The 13,684-nt window shown below is 43.7% G+C and carries 14 protein-coding genes; 7 read left to right on the top strand and 7 right to left on the bottom strand.

Annotation, left to right across the window (positions count from 1 at the left end):
• Positions 1–168 precede the first annotated feature (168 nt).
• On the top strand, positions 169–1,530 hold the full coding sequence (locus tag AB5I83_RS14250; RefSeq protein WP_448976121.1) for an MATE family efflux transporter: 1,362 nt from the start codon (positions 169–171) through the stop codon (positions 1,528–1,530).
• Between the two features lie 462 nt (positions 1,531–1,992).
• On the opposite strand, the gene asnB is transcribed toward AB5I83_RS14250, so the two are convergent.
• Positions 1,993–3,840 (bottom strand): asparagine synthase (glutamine-hydrolyzing), encoded by a 1,848-nt coding sequence (gene asnB / locus AB5I83_RS14245; protein ID WP_448976120.1) that lies wholly within the window; start codon positions 3,838–3,840, stop codon positions 1,993–1,995.
• A 191-nt stretch (positions 3,841–4,031) separates the two neighbouring features.
• On the opposite strand from asnB, the gene AB5I83_RS14240 reads away from it, so the two are divergent.
• On the top strand, positions 4,032–4,592 hold the full coding sequence (locus AB5I83_RS14240) for a DUF2777 domain-containing protein (RefSeq protein WP_167832142.1): 561 nt from the start codon (positions 4,032–4,034) through the stop codon (positions 4,590–4,592).
• A gap of 34 nt (positions 4,593–4,626) precedes the next feature.
• Here the strand turns inward: AB5I83_RS14240 and AB5I83_RS14235 are convergent, their stop codons facing one another.
• The 6 genes from AB5I83_RS14235 to AB5I83_RS14210 all read right to left on the bottom strand — a co-directional run bounded on the left by AB5I83_RS14235 (position 4,627) and on the right by AB5I83_RS14210 (position 11,591).
• A complete protein-coding gene (locus AB5I83_RS14235) occupies positions 4,627–6,666 on the bottom strand; it encodes an EAL domain-containing protein (protein ID WP_448976119.1) in 2,040 nt (679 codons plus the stop codon).
• 128 nt (positions 6,667–6,794) lie between these two features.
• Positions 6,795–7,148 (bottom strand): YisL family protein, encoded by a 354-nt coding sequence (locus tag AB5I83_RS14230; RefSeq protein WP_167832140.1) that lies wholly within the window; start codon positions 7,146–7,148, stop codon positions 6,795–6,797.
• A gap of 83 nt (positions 7,149–7,231) precedes the next feature.
• Positions 7,232–8,140: a fumarylacetoacetate hydrolase family protein gene (locus AB5I83_RS14225; protein ID WP_448976118.1), complete on the bottom strand. Its 909-nt coding sequence runs from the start codon at positions 8,138–8,140 to the stop codon at positions 7,232–7,234.
• A gap of 1 nt (position 8,141) precedes the next feature.
• On the bottom strand, positions 8,142–8,666 hold the full coding sequence (locus AB5I83_RS14220; protein ID WP_448976117.1) for a DNA topology modulation protein: 525 nt from the start codon (positions 8,664–8,666) through the stop codon (positions 8,142–8,144).
• A complete protein-coding gene (locus AB5I83_RS14215) occupies positions 8,666–9,850 on the bottom strand; it encodes a DUF418 domain-containing protein (RefSeq protein ID WP_448976116.1) in 1,185 nt (394 codons plus the stop codon). The genes AB5I83_RS14220 and AB5I83_RS14215 overlap by 1 nt, the downstream gene beginning before the upstream one ends.
• Positions 9,851–9,998: 148 nt before the next feature.
• The gene (locus tag AB5I83_RS14210; RefSeq protein ID WP_448976115.1) at positions 9,999–11,591 is read right to left on the bottom strand and encodes a long-chain-fatty-acid--CoA ligase; all 1,593 of its coding nucleotides are present in this window, start codon (positions 11,589–11,591) and stop codon (positions 9,999–10,001) included.
• Positions 11,592–11,866: 275 nt separating this feature from the next.
• Here AB5I83_RS14210 and AB5I83_RS14205 point away from each other — a divergent pair, with 275 nt between their 5' ends.
• The 5 genes from AB5I83_RS14205 to AB5I83_RS14185 are packed head-to-tail and all read left to right on the top strand — an operon-like array spanning position 11,867 to position 13,600.
• On the top strand, positions 11,867–12,088 hold the full coding sequence (locus AB5I83_RS14205) for a spore germination protein (protein WP_167832134.1): 222 nt from the start codon (positions 11,867–11,869) through the stop codon (positions 12,086–12,088).
• A gap of 14 nt (positions 12,089–12,102) precedes the next feature.
• A complete protein-coding gene (locus AB5I83_RS14200) occupies positions 12,103–12,360 on the top strand; it encodes a spore germination protein GerPB (RefSeq protein ID WP_448976114.1) in 258 nt (85 codons plus the stop codon).
• A 39-nt stretch (positions 12,361–12,399) separates the two neighbouring features.
• A complete protein-coding gene (gene gerPC, locus AB5I83_RS14195) occupies positions 12,400–13,014 on the top strand; it encodes a spore germination protein GerPC (RefSeq protein ID WP_448976113.1) in 615 nt (204 codons plus the stop codon).
• Complete coding sequence (locus AB5I83_RS14190; protein ID WP_167832131.1) at positions 13,014–13,196, top strand: spore gernimation protein GerPD; 183 nt, start codon at positions 13,014–13,016, stop codon at positions 13,194–13,196. Before gerPC ends, AB5I83_RS14190 begins: the two co-directional genes overlap by 1 nt.
• Positions 13,197–13,201: 5 nt before the next feature.
• Positions 13,202–13,600 (top strand): spore germination protein GerPE, encoded by a 399-nt coding sequence (locus AB5I83_RS14185; RefSeq protein WP_448976112.1) that lies wholly within the window; start codon positions 13,202–13,204, stop codon positions 13,598–13,600.
• Positions 13,601–13,684 lie beyond the last annotated feature (84 nt).

The raw sequence follows: 13,684 nt of genomic DNA, 5'->3' as shown, positions 1-13,684 counted from the left end.
AGTGAAAATCCGCTTAGTTCTCATTCCGGTTTGTTAATGAAAATAAGTACTTTCGGATTCTGAATTTTTCAGAATAAAGTTTTTTCGGAAAACGAATCATTTTCACTTCAATTTCCTCCTATAGTCTGTATAATGAAAGAATTGAATGACAACTTGGAGATGTAAAACATGAAAAATAAAACTGCTAAATTATCGCTTTTTGCCATTACATGGCCACTCTTTATTGAAATCCTGCTATATATGCTGATGGGAAATGCGGATACGCTGATGCTGTCCCAGTATTCGGATAACTCCGTGGCTGCAGTAGGGGTTTCCAACCAGATTCTTTCCATGGTAATCGTGATGTTCGGCTTCATTGCGACCGGAACTGCCATCCTTGTTGCCCAAAACCTTGGTGCGAAAATGGATGACGATGCACGTGAGGTTTCAGCTGTCTCAATTGGTGCGAATCTTGTATTCGGACTGGTCCTGAGCGCAGCCGTTTTCATTTTCAGCGAGCAATTGCTCAGATTGATGGACTTGCCTCCTGAACTGTTCGATGAAGCCAATTCCTATTTGCGGATTGTCGGCGGCTTTTCATTCATCCAGTCGCTGATCATGACAGTCAGCAGCATCATTCGCAGCTATGGATTCACACGGGATATCATGTATGTCACAATCGGCATGAACGTGCTGAATGTCATCGGCAACTATTTCTTCATCTTCGGGCCTTTCGGCTTCCCAGTCCTTGGTGTAGAAGGCGTGGCGATCTCCACCACCGTCAGCCGGATCCTCGGATTGCTGGCAGCCATTTATGTGTTGACGAAAAGAGTTCCCGGCTCACTGCCACTTTCAATGCTGTTCAGTTTTCCAAAGAAACATTTGAAAAACCTGCTTAATATCGGGATTCCTTCTGCCGGGGAGCATTTGAGCTACAATGGGTCACAAATGGTCATCACTTATTTTATCGCCACACTTGGAACACAAGCTTTAACGGCAAAAGTTTATACCCAGAATGTCATGATGTTCATCTTCCTATTCAGCATCGCCATCAGCCAGGGGACACAAATTTTGATTGGGCATATGGTTGGTGCAAAGGAAATCGAGAATGCTTATAAGCGTGCATTAAAAAGCCTGAAGCTGGCTATTATCATATCCATCGTTACAGCTTCGATTGTCTCCTTCTTTTCAAAAAACCTGCTGGGAATCTTCACTGATAATATGAGCATCATTGAGCTAGGAACCACCTTGATCTTGCTTACGATCATCCTTGAACCCGGCAGATCCTTTAACCTGGTACTGATCAGTTCGCTCAGGGCTGCGGGTGACGTGAAATTCCCTGTTTATATGGGAATCCTTTCCATGTGGGGAGTCAGTGTCACCTTGTCTTATTTCCTTGGAATACATCTTGGTATGGGGCTGGTTGGAATATGGATCGCCTTCATCGCCGACGAATGGCTCCGCGGACTTTTGATGCTCTGGCGCTGGAGATCACGAGTATGGGTGAAAAAATCATTCGTACCGGATGCCCAGCCCGTGCGGCCGGAATAGGTTATGTAGATGAAACTGGTATTATTAGCTCTTAAATGTGCCCTTATAGGTGGCGTTTCCGTTGCATAAGGGTACTTTTCACCCTTAAATGTGCCCTTATAGGTTGCATTTCCGTTGCATAAGGGTACTATTCACCTTTAAATGTACCCTTATAGATGGCGATTCTCTCGCATATGGGTACTTTTCGCCCTTAAATGTATCCTTATAGGTGGCGTTTCCGTTGCATAAGGGTACTATTCGCCCTTAAATGTACCCTTATAGGTTGCATTTCCGTTGCATAAGGGTACTATTCACCTTTAAATGTACCCTTATAGATGGCGATTCTCTCGCATATGGGTACTATTCGCTCTTAAATGTATCCTTATAGATGGCGATTCCCTCTTATAAGGGTACTATTAACTCGCGGGGACTAAAGCTCTTAAAATATTCAAAAAAGCAAGCCCTTTCCCAGGGCTTGCTTTTTTAGTCTGCTATATTGATATTGTAATCCCTGAACCAGATATGGATTTGTGCTAGCTGTGCCAGCAGTTGCGGACCTGTCATGAGCTGGCCGAACCATGGCACTTTGAAGGATGCGCCCTCGGTCTCAATCATTTTTTGCAGTGTAGCCCTATCGAAGAATTCATGCAGCGCACTGTTTGAATCGGCCATGAAATCAGACAGCATCCCTTGCACTGCCTGGGTATAGGCCGGGTGATGCGTCTTCGGGTACGGACTCTTTTTCCGATACAATACTTCATCTGGCAGGACGCCTTCCAATGCTTTGCGCAGGATTCCTTTTTCCCTGTTGCCGTGCATCTTCATTTCCCATGGGATGTTCCAGACATATTCGACAAGTCGATGATCGGCAAACGGCACCCTTACTTCAAGGCTTGCTCCCATGCTCATCCGGTCCTTCCGGTCTAAAAGTGTGGTCATGAACCAGATGATATTTAGATAGAATAGTTGTCTCCGCTTGGCATCGCTATGGCTCTCCCCATCAAGCAGAGGCACCTCTGCAATTGTATCATTGTATTTTGCCATCATATAATCTTCCAGACTCAGTTTTTTCCGCCAATGGTCCCTCAGCATGTTCTGGCGCTCATTAATTGACCTCATCCAAGGGAAACCTTTTCGATTCAAATCTTCCTCCCTGTGGAACCACGGATAGCCTCCAAAGATCTCGTCAGCACATTCACCTGAAAGCCCTACCGTAAAGTCCTGTTTGATTTCACGGCAGAACCAAAGCAGCGAGGAATCAATGTCGGCCATTCCCGGCAGGTCCCTGACATGAACTGCTTCTGTCAGATAGTCTGCCAGATCATGCTGTGTAATGATGCTATTATGATGGACAGTGCCATATGTTTCTGTCATCTTATTGATCCAAAAGGCATCAGCATTAGGCTGGAACTCATTTTCCTTAAAATACTTGTCATTGCCTTCGTAATCAATTGAGTAGGTATGCAGGCTGCCCTTGCCCTCTGCTTTGTAATGTTCAGCAGCAATCGCGGTGATGGCGCTTGAATCCAGCCCGCCGGATAGGAAGGTGCATAATGGTACGTCTGAGACCAGCTGCCTTGTCACCGCATCCGTGAATAAACCCCGCACTTTTTCAGCTGTCTCATCAAGAGTATCCTTGTGTTGCTCGCTTTTCACATTCCAATATCTCCATACTTTAAGCCCATTTTTTGAAAAAGTAAGACCGTGGCCTGGACGAAGCTCCTTCATGTTTTTAAAAATGCCTGCCCCTGGAGAACGGGATGGCCCAAGCCCAAATACCTCACAAAGTCCTTCTCTGTCTATCTCAGCCTTCACTTCTGGATGAGCCAGCAATGCCTTTTGCTCAGAAGCAAACATAAGGCCTGATGCTGTTTCGAGGAAAAATAACGGCTTCACGCCCAGCCTGTCACGGCCAATGAACAGTTGTTCCTGCTGTTGATCCCAGACAGCAAAAGCAAAGATACCGTTTAAATGCTCCAGACAGTTTTCCTTCCATTCCATGAAAGAAGTAAGCAAAACCTCTGTATCAGAATGACCTTTAAAAGAATATCCTTTTAATAGCAGTGCTTTTCTGAGGTCCTCTGTATTGTAAAGTTCTCCGTTATAACAAATGGTATAACGGTTATCTCCCTGTGTTCTGGTCATTGGCTGTTTGCCGCCCTCGGGATCGACAACTACCAGCCTTTTATGCCCCAGCGCAGCATGCCCCGAAGTCCATACATTTGTATCGTCGGGACCTCTTTTACTTAAAGTATCCGCCATTTTTGCCATGGTCTCCCGTTCATGATCCAGGTTTTTCCGATAATCTATCCAGCCAGTTATTCCACACATTTGTTGATCATTCCTTTCAGCGGAACTTTTTGATGTCAATCAGCACTATCTCAAACGTGATAATAGCTTAAGCATTACTCATCTTATGCAGATACACCCCAACTGGTTAATTGCCTATCTTTCAAATCATGTTATAAATTAGCCAAAATCTGTCTACAAAGAAGGTGAGCGATAATTAACGGAGGATTCACATGAACCGACAACAACGAAGCAATCTAATTGATTTCCAGCCCCGCGCATTCAACGTCGGGACAGTAGAATTTATTAATTCACAATGGGTTTTCTTTGATGAAGAAACAGATGAGGCCGCACTTGTCGATGAATTCATCCATCAAGAGGTTGAAGTGCAGAGGAACAATAAATGGTGCAAAGGTTTTTTGCTCGATAACGGCTGCATTCAGACCGGCAATGAGAAAATTAATCTTCAGGACCAGGAAATGGTCAGAATCAGGAAACAGCTGATTTATTCATTCGAGCGTTTGCTTGATGAGCTGAATGATGAAGCTTTTGTCCAATTCATCAATACTTTGAATTCGCTCAATTTTTCAATCTATGACTGTATTTATTGTTATAATCACTTGACCTTCCTTGATCACGAACAAGGAGTTTCGGGAGTCAACTTCTTGATCCTCGATAATGAGGAGTTCATCTGCAGCGTCCAGCATCACTTCGATTACTTTGAAACACAAAATGACAGGTTCGAATTAACCTTGAATAACGGGAGACGGACCGTGATCGAGAGGATTTCATAAGAAAAGAGCCCGCACTATGTGCTGGCTCTGTCTTTTATTTTACCGTATATTCAACTTTTTCCATTGTCCTGAACCCTTTTTCAAAGGCGGCAATGTCAAGTGGCTTTTCTATGTAAAAGCCCTGTGCGTAATGGCAATCCAATTCCCTCAAAAGGTTCAACTGTTCATGCGTCTCGACACCTTCGGCAACAATTTTCACAGAAAGTCCCTGGCCCATGGTAATGATTGCCTTAACGATTGCGATATCAGATGGGTCGTCATGAAGATTATTGATAAATGATTGATCGATTTTCAGGGTATCAATCGGTAAATTACGCAAATAACTCAATGAGGAATATCCGGTGCCGAAATCATCAATCGAAACCTTTACCCCTAGTTCCTGCAGTGATTTCATAACCGAAATGCTATAGACGATATCTTCCAGCATGGCACTTTCTGTCAGTTCCAAGGAGAGGTATCCTGGTCCAAGCTGTGAAATCTCAAGAGCTTCAATCACATGCCCAATAAAGGCATGATGCTGGAACTGATATGCTGAGACATTCACTGAAATACCGAGATTCGGGAATCCATTCTGCTGCCAGGCTTTTGTCTGGACACAGGCAGTTGTCAGCACCCATGCTCCAATTTCCTCAATCAATCCTGTTTCCTCTGCCAGAGGTATAAACTGTGCAGGCGAAACCAGGCCAAGGTGCGGATGCTGCCAGCGGATGAGGGCTTCTGTACAGGTAATCTCCCCGGATTTCAAGTCCATAAGCGGCTGGTAGCAAAGGTGAAATTCATTCTTTTGAAGCGCTTTCCTTAAATAGCTTTCAAGCTCAAGCCGGACCATGGCCTGATCGTTCATTCCAGTTGAGAAGTAAGTAATCTTATTCCCGCCTTGATTTTTCGAACGATTCATCGCGATATCAGCATTCTTCAACAGGACTTGTTCATCAAGGCCATCTCCCGGGAATGAGCTGATTCCGATGCTTGCCGTGACGATGAACTCCTGACTTTGATAAGACAGAGGCATGGAAATAATGTTTTGCAATTCCCTCGCAAATCGTGTCGTCTGATCGATGCTGACATTCTCCGTCAATAGCAGGGTGAACTTATCCCCACTGAATCTGCCAAGAAAAGCTCCTGCTGGGAGGCGCTCCAGGATTCTCTCCGCCAGCTCCTTCAGAACAATATCTCCTGCATAATGCCCTAAGCTGTCATTGATGATCTTGAAGCGATCAATATCAATAACAAGTACGGCAAGAAGCTCTTTCCTATGCTTGGCCCGATGAAGCATTTCTTCCAGCTGTTCGGTAAACCTTATTCTATTCGGCAAACCTGTATCCTGGTCATAATAGGCCAGCTGAATGATTTTTTCCTCTGATTTTTTCTGAGTCGTGATGTTCCGGCCGATACCATAGGTTCCCACACATGCTCCATTAACGGTAATGGGTATATTTTTGATTTGAAAGATCTGCGCTTCACCGCTCTTGATTGGGATTTCGATTGTATAAGTCTGATCCTTGCCTTTAAGCGCCTGTATGAAATGCATTTTAGCGCGATGCACATCTTCCTCTTTGATGAAATCGAGCGCTGACCTGCCAATAAGATCATCCTCTGTATAGCCAAAGGTTTTCATAAATGCCTGATTGATACTTGTAAAATTCCCTGTTAAATCTGTCGAATAGACAAAATCACCATTGTTATCAAACAACGAACGGTAGTATTGCTCTGACACTTTGAGGCTTTCATTGAGGTCTTGGATGTCCTGTTGTGAAACTTCTACTAAATTGTTCAATGTATTGATCATGTATTGATCTTGTAAAACAGGATTAAGTTCTTGTTTATCAATTATAGTAAATGTGACGATATACTTTTTTTCTTCCGTATAGCAGCCTCCTGCTTCACAGCTCAGCACAGTTGAAGCGGGAAGCAGATTTTTCAGCAGCCGCTCCAGGTGCTGGAGGTCTTGTTTTTCTTTATGCCTGTAGAAGATCTGCACCAGCAGATTGCGGTGGTCTTTGAATGAATTGCCCTCTATAAAGCTATTAAGTTGTTTTTCATTCTCGTAAAAGCAGCTTTTTGTCGTAGCCATTGCATTCTCCAATTATCATATTTCTCCAATAACCCTTACCTCTTAAATTATCATATTTCTTTAGGTTAAGATATGACAAAAAAAGAAAAAGCTGCCTAAAATGACAGCTTTCTTTCGACAATTCCATATTAGAACAAGTATGTTCCAAGCGGAAGTGAAAAACCTAAATACAAAACAAGAAGAACTGCGACAATGAATTGAATCCACAAAACTGACGCTTTTTCTTTCTTTTTTGTACGGATTAAAATCATTTCCAGCATGGATATTACCCACAGGCCTACTGCCGCTTTCAGTACATACATCAGGTTGATGTTGATGCTGAAAAGAAGCCAGAAACCAGTCAATAGAATCAGCACGTAGAACAATCTAAGGACCATCTGGACAATTTTCGCGCCCTTTTCCTTACCGCTTTTATGTAGACCAAGTGCTACGAAGAATAAAACTAGAGCCAAAAACCAGGCTGTCATATGGGCATGGATCATGAACCCGTCCTCCTAATAGTAAATTCTAAAATATCATACCATAACGTCGCCAAAAAAACTAAAATTAAATGGCCAGGCTTAAGTTAGCCCTCGATCTTGTTTCGCAAAGTTCCAATCCCTTCAACAGTAATTTCCACGGTATCTCCAGCCTTCAGAAACCTCGGCGGCTTAAAGCCTTTGCCTACGCCAGCTGGGGTTCCGGTTGCGATGATGTCTCCTGGCTCGAGTGTCATTCCCTGCGAGAGTACTGCAATGATCTCTTCTACTGGAAAAATGAAGTTTTCCGTATTGGAATCCTGTCTTACTTCTCCATTTACTGTTGTCTTTATATCGAGGTTGTTCGGGTTGTCAATGGCTGATTTATGGACAATCCACGGTCCCATCGGGCAAGTAGTATCCAGGCTTTTTCCGATGAAAAACTGTTTGTGCTTCGCCTGGAGGTCACGGGCTGTCACATCATTCACGATTGTGTAGCCAAACACATAATCCAATGCCTCTTCCCTTTTGATCCCAATCCCCTTTTTGCCAATGACGACTGCCAACTCGCCCTCATAGTCCAATTGCTCTGTCAATCCTCTATGTGAAAGGATGTTTTGGCCGTGGGCAATGACGGTAGTAGGTGCCTTAGTGAATACCATGACATGTTCAGGAATATCTTCCTTGCTCCCCATTTCAATCGCATGCTCAGCGTAATTCTTGCCAACACAGAAAATATTCTTGAACGGGCGCGGAATCGGCGCAAGCAATTCTACTGATTCAAGCGGGGTGTATAGCTCACCGTCGAGATCATGCTCGCTTACCCATTGAACTGTTTTTTTCGCTTCCTGATAAAAAAGGTCGCCAAGAGAAATGGCTTCAGCCATCTCAGATGGGAGCGCTGATTCCCCTCCCATTTTTTCATAGGCATCCAAAAGCGGCAGTACTCGCCCGCCATCTGGATGAACGATTCCGATAAACTGACCAGATTCATTTTTATATGTAGCGAATTTCATATTAACGCCCTCCTTTAATTAACTGCTCTTCGATGAATTTCTCTGTTTCACGAGGATTTGTAAAATGGTATATTTCTTTTCCCTGAAGCTTGAATTCTTCTAACCTGGCAATGATACCAGGAGCCTTTTCACGCTTGTATTTTGCGACCCATTTGATAAAATCCCAATCCAGTCTCTCCGGACAGCCTTCATTCATATCCGGCCTTGTCCTGCCGTGGTACATGACTCTTCTTTTGAATATTCCATACACGCATCTTGTAGTAGAGTAATCCAGAAAGATGATTGAATCCGCTGCTTGTGCCCTCATGTCAATTGTACTGCCGTAATTGCCATCCATAAGCCATGTATCTTCTTCAATCACTTGCTGAATCAGTTTTTTCCACTCATCTTTTGCAGTCATTTCCCAGCCCGGCTTCCAGTACATTGCATCAAGATGGTACACCTTAATATTGAGGATTTCCCCCAGCTTCCGTGCAAGTGTCGACTTCCCTGCACCTCCGCAGCCAATGATTATGACCTTCTCCATCAGGACTCACCCTTTTTTAAAGGCTGTTTTTTCAGGTATGTGCCGATTCGCCACAGCCATTCGACCGGGCCGTAGTGAAACCTTTTAACATACCAGCTGCTAAATGCCAATTGAATAATGTATATGACTAGTACAAGCATTGTTCCTGAAAAAATGGACCATTCTCCATAGTATCCTAATCCATAACTATAAAAAATCAGTGTCGAAACGACAGACTGGAATAGGTAATTGCTGATGGAGAGCCTCCCTGCAGCCTCTAGCGGATAGAGCAGCCTGTCAAATTGCTTCATTTCGGAAACAAGGGCAATGATTAGAGCATACGCCACCGCAACCATCGCACCGCCAAAAACATCCTGCGCATAATCCGTCATCAAGGTTTTGCTATACAGGTAAGGAATTGCTTTTATCAGGAAGCCAAAGGTTGCGAGCATAGCCGCAGCCATCGCAATCTTCCCTCTTTTCTCTCGTATATTTTCAAACAGTTTGACCTTAGCTGCTCCAGCTCCAATCATGAACAAGGGAAGTATTGTGACCAAATATAAAAATAGTCCTGCCAGGTTATTATTTTTGTACCATTCAGATATTCTGTATTCTGTCACTTCAGCGAAGCTTCCTCTTTGATAGATTGTTATGGACTGTTCCGCAGCTTCTCCGTCATACATCGAAAATTCGCTTCCACCGTCGATTGCTGATGCTGCACCGAGCATCAACAACAAGAGCAGATTAGGAATTATGTATAAGCTCAATCCAGCAATGAAAAGCCTTTTGGCACTCAAGCCAATAAAAAGCAGGAAAACGAAACCGCATACTGCATATGTGATGAGGATATCACCAGGCCAGATCAAGAAGGCATGGATGAATCCGATCAACAACAGAATAGAAAATCTCCTTAATGCAAGTGGTTTGAAGTTCAGGCCTTTTGCCAGCGTACGTTCTCTTAAAATCACGAGGCCATACCCGAACAGCATTGAAAACAAAGGGTAAAAGCTTGCCTGGATGAATAGGTCAATAAAACGGTATGTATAAAGGTTTACGCTGCCATCCCACCATGTCTCTGGATCGATATAAAAATAAGGAGAATGGAATGAAATCATGTTCACTAGAAAAATCCCCAATAATGAAAAGCCTCGCATCCGGTCAATTGAAACAATTCTATTGCCGAATACCTGTCTGTTAGTCTCCATCTTCCCCCTCATTCCATCCAATAGTTAACATCTATTCTATGTATATCACACAACAAAATAATATGCCAAAGGTAACATAAGAACACCAGATGCAGCTAGATTTCCCACAAGAAAAAAGGACGCCACTAAATGGCTGTCCCCAGGGCTATTAATTTACGAATCTGCCAGTCTTGCCATTTGCTTCCCAATATTCATTCCGCAAATGGACCTTCTGAATTTTTCCGGAAGCTGTTTTCGGCAGTTCTTTTACAAATGTCACTCCGGTAATGGCTTTGAAATGCGCCAGTTTTTCTCTTGAAAAAGCAATGAGATCCTGTTCTGAGACCTGCTCATTTTCACGGAGAACAATATAGGCGTGAGGAGTCTCTCCCCACTTTTCGTGAGGGACTGCAATGACAGCTGCTTCCAGGACTGCCGGATGATCATACAATACTCCCTCGACTTCAATGGAAGAAATATTTTCTCCGCCGCTGATGATGACATCTTTCTTACGGTCAACGATGTCTATATTGCCATATTCATCGACCGTCGCCATGTCCCCGGTATGGAGCCAGCCATTACGGATGGTTTCCATCGTTGCCTCATCGTTTTTCCAGTAGCCTTTCATGACTCCATTGCTTCGGGTGATGACTTCCCCTATTTCCTTGCCATCGTGTGCAACCTCTTCGCCATAATCGTTGACAACCTTTACCTGGCTGCCAATCATCGATATGCCAGCTTTGGCTTTCATTCGATATTGTTCATTCAAAGGCAGCCGCTTCAAATGCGACCTGATTGTGGAAATCGTGCTTAAAGGAGAGGATTCTGTCATCCCGTACACCTGGATGAACTCCCAGCCAAGTTCTTTTTCCACCCGGGTAACGAATGCTGGCGGCGGAGCAGAACCGGCAATGACCACACGAACCTGCTGTTCGATACTTGGGACATTCTTTTCATAAAATTGAAGCAGTGCGTTCAACACAGTCGGAGCCATATGCATGACGCTGACCTTATGTTTTTCCAGCGCATTGAAAATCGTCTCGGGCGTCGTCTTTCGCAGACAGACCTGGGAAGCTCCGTTTGCTGTGTAATAAAATGGCGATCCCCATCCATTTACATGGAACATCGGCAAGACATGCAGGAGGACATCCTCGTCGCTGACACGTAAATGGTGCATCGTACTTAAAGCGTGAAGATAATTATTTCGGTGCGTCAGCATGACCCCCTTTGGATTCCCAGTCGTCCCGCTTGTATACAAAAGGCTGCAGACATCATTTTCATCCAGCTCCGCACGTTTGAAAGTCTCATCAGACTGCTGGGATAGCCATTCATCATAACCAGTTTCACCAAGGCTATCATCCTTGTAATGGACAATAATGTGATGTACGCTTTCGAGTTGATCCTTAATCGGCTGGATCAAATGGTATAGGTCCTGATCAACGAATAAAACCTTTGATTCACTGTGGTTCAGGATGAACAAATAATCATCAGGCTTCAGACGAATGTTCAATGGGACCATGACTCCCCCCAGCTGGAATACGCCATAAAACCCTTCAAGCATTTCAATCGAATTCGGTGCAAGATAGGCAATCCGGTCGCCCTTGTTTACCCCTAGCTTTCTTAAACCATCGGAAAGCCTGTTCACCCTGGCGTTCAACTCAGAATATGTAAGTTCTCTGTCCTCAGAAAAAATGGCTTTCTTACTGCCGTAAAGCGACACTGCACGATCTAAAAACTGATTCAACAGCAATGGGACGTTCATAATCTGCCTCCTCTAGAATAATTTTATAATTCTAAATATATAAATATATTAACATATCACACTTCCTGTTATATAACTTTTTAACTGTTATATAACATGTTTTTTCCAAAGACTGCGGTACCCTTTTTCGAGATGGTGTTTTGCAATTTGTATCAAACCACGAGCCGGCTAGTGATGTATCCTAAAAAGGCCCTATAAGCACAATGGGCATTTTAATCACATTCTTCATCTGGGCACATAAGATAATAAAGAAATCTAAATAAAGGGTGTTGCAAATGCCAGCAATTGTTGGAGTCGCCCAGGTCATTTCCCTGGGGAACAGCGCTGTCTTCCACATTGGCGATGTTTATAGAATCAGCCCGATTTCCAATGCTAAAACCTTTTCTGGAGCCGGTTCATTCAATACCGGTGACGGGTTGACCGTTTACAATAACCAAAGCTCAACGAATACCTATGATCCAGATGCCGTCGATCAAGGAAATTATCTGAATGTTTAATGTGGGTGAGTCTGATGAATTTTTATATACAACAATCAATCAATATCAACCTTCTGAAGATAGATGGAATCACGAACTCTTCTGTTCTGCAAATTGGCAGTGCAGGAATGATCAAGCCCGTTTCCTACCTCTATAATACCGGTGGATTTACAGCTCCTGCTCCTGAGGCGGTCCACCCCTCAGAAATCACAACTGGCATGGGAGCACTGCCAGGCGGCGACACACTTGAAGCACCTGCCGTACCGCTTCAGGCTCCTGTACGCCAAATTTAACTATTCTCAAAAATGCTGAGTCGATGCGAGGTGATTCTTTTGAACGCGGAATTCTATCAATATTTAAAAAAGCTGCATGTATATGTGGAGCACCAAAGCAAAAAGACGGCCAGATTGGAGAAAATGGTGCACGAATTGCAGCAGGAAATTGCTGCACTAAAAGAGCGGCCTCCGGTTCAGATAGGAAATATCGAGTATAAATTCGACCAGTTAAAAGTGGAAACCCTTGAGGGAACCTTGAATATTGGTTTAAACCCTACAGACTTGGATGGGATTGATGATTTTACCGTTGATCAAAAGAATGTAAATGTGCCGATTCCGCCGAAGCAGTTATTTAAAAGGACGGTCGAAATCGAAACAGCCCTGAACCACTATCTAGAAGCTGAATTAGAGAACATTTACCGAAGTGCTCAGGTCGAGCTGGGGATCAGTTTAGAAGATTCTTATTTCGAGTTTATTAAAAATGATATCAAAAAACAGTTGTCTGGCAGAGTGGCTCAGCATTTACAGGAACAATCATCAGGTGAAAGAGGCCCTGACCTAAGTCCTGAGCTAAACGAGCGGGTGATTGATCTTCTTAAGCAGGAAATCCAGAATGGCGTGTTCCTGTTCCTGAAAAACCTGCCTGATAATGTAAAGGAAGGGCGTTCATAATGAATTTCCAAGTCTATAACCGTGATATATGCGTCGGCGACATAAGGATCATAGGTGTTTCGAGTTCTTCGTTGCTGATGGTTGGTGATGCTGAAACGATCCAGCTGGCAGCTACCTTTGACACACCGGCAGAATCCTTGATTGTCGGGCCATTTGTCCCGCTGTCACCGGATATTTCGTGATCGCTATGCTACAGAGAATAACCTGTGTTGACCATATAAAAATTGATGCGGTATCCTTCTCCTCGATTTTTCAGATTGGTGATTCGGAGCAAATACAGGCGTTGTCCAGGGCTCTCGCCGTCCAAAGAGAGGCAGAGGTATTTTTTGATAATGAAGGGAACTTTGCATCGTACCCGATTTTCTCAGAAACAATTCCCTTTCAACCAACAGTTGAAGAAAATGTTGTTTTCTCAACCCATAACCTCAACCCAGTATTGAAGGTTCGGAACATTGATATCATGGGAGCTTCTTCCTCGTCTGTAGTCCACCTTGGAAACAGCCGCAATATTGCGATGGAAGCCCGAGTAAAGCATATTCGTCAGCTTTTGCCCAGAATGAACATGTCGAATGGGGAAGACATATAGATTTAGTAAGGAGCTTTTGGCCTAAAGAATAAGCATCATCCACAAGCTACAATAAAAAAGGCCTAAACAAAAGCAGAAAAGGAT

It is taken from the genome of Mesobacillus sp. LC4, from assembly GCF_053543455.1.
This window is presented reverse-complemented; position numbering and strand designations above follow the sequence as displayed.

Excerpts from the sequence above, each read along its gene's own strand:
- AB5I83_RS14250 (WP_448976121.1), top strand. The coding sequence starts at position 169 with ATGAAAAATAAAACTGCTAAATTATCGCTTTTTGCCATTACATGGCCA.
- asnB (WP_448976120.1), bottom strand. The coding sequence starts at position 3,840 with ATGTGTGGAATAACTGGCTGGATAGATTATCGGAAAAACCTGGATCAT.
- AB5I83_RS14240 (WP_167832142.1), top strand. The coding sequence starts at position 4,032 with ATGAACCGACAACAACGAAGCAATCTAATTGATTTCCAGCCCCGCGCA.
- AB5I83_RS14235 (WP_448976119.1), bottom strand. The coding sequence starts at position 6,666 with ATGGCTACGACAAAAAGCTGCTTTTACGAGAATGAAAAACAACTTAAT.
- AB5I83_RS14230 (WP_167832140.1), bottom strand. The coding sequence starts at position 7,148 with ATGATCCATGCCCATATGACAGCCTGGTTTTTGGCTCTAGTTTTATTC.
- AB5I83_RS14225 (WP_448976118.1), bottom strand. The coding sequence starts at position 8,140 with ATGAAATTCGCTACATATAAAAATGAATCTGGTCAGTTTATCGGAATC.
- AB5I83_RS14220 (WP_448976117.1), bottom strand. The coding sequence starts at position 8,666 with ATGGAGAAGGTCATAATCATTGGCTGCGGAGGTGCAGGGAAGTCGACA.
- AB5I83_RS14215 (WP_448976116.1), bottom strand. The coding sequence starts at position 9,850 with ATGGAGACTAACAGACAGGTATTCGGCAATAGAATTGTTTCAATTGAC.
- AB5I83_RS14210 (WP_448976115.1), bottom strand. The coding sequence starts at position 11,591 with ATGAACGTCCCATTGCTGTTGAATCAGTTTTTAGATCGTGCAGTGTCG.
- AB5I83_RS14205 (WP_167832134.1), top strand. The coding sequence starts at position 11,867 with ATGCCAGCAATTGTTGGAGTCGCCCAGGTCATTTCCCTGGGGAACAGC.
- AB5I83_RS14200 (WP_448976114.1), top strand. The coding sequence starts at position 12,103 with ATGAATTTTTATATACAACAATCAATCAATATCAACCTTCTGAAGATA.
- AB5I83_RS14190 (WP_167832131.1), top strand. The coding sequence starts at position 13,014 with ATGAATTTCCAAGTCTATAACCGTGATATATGCGTCGGCGACATAAGG.
- AB5I83_RS14185 (WP_448976112.1), top strand. The coding sequence starts at position 13,202 with ATGCTACAGAGAATAACCTGTGTTGACCATATAAAAATTGATGCGGTA.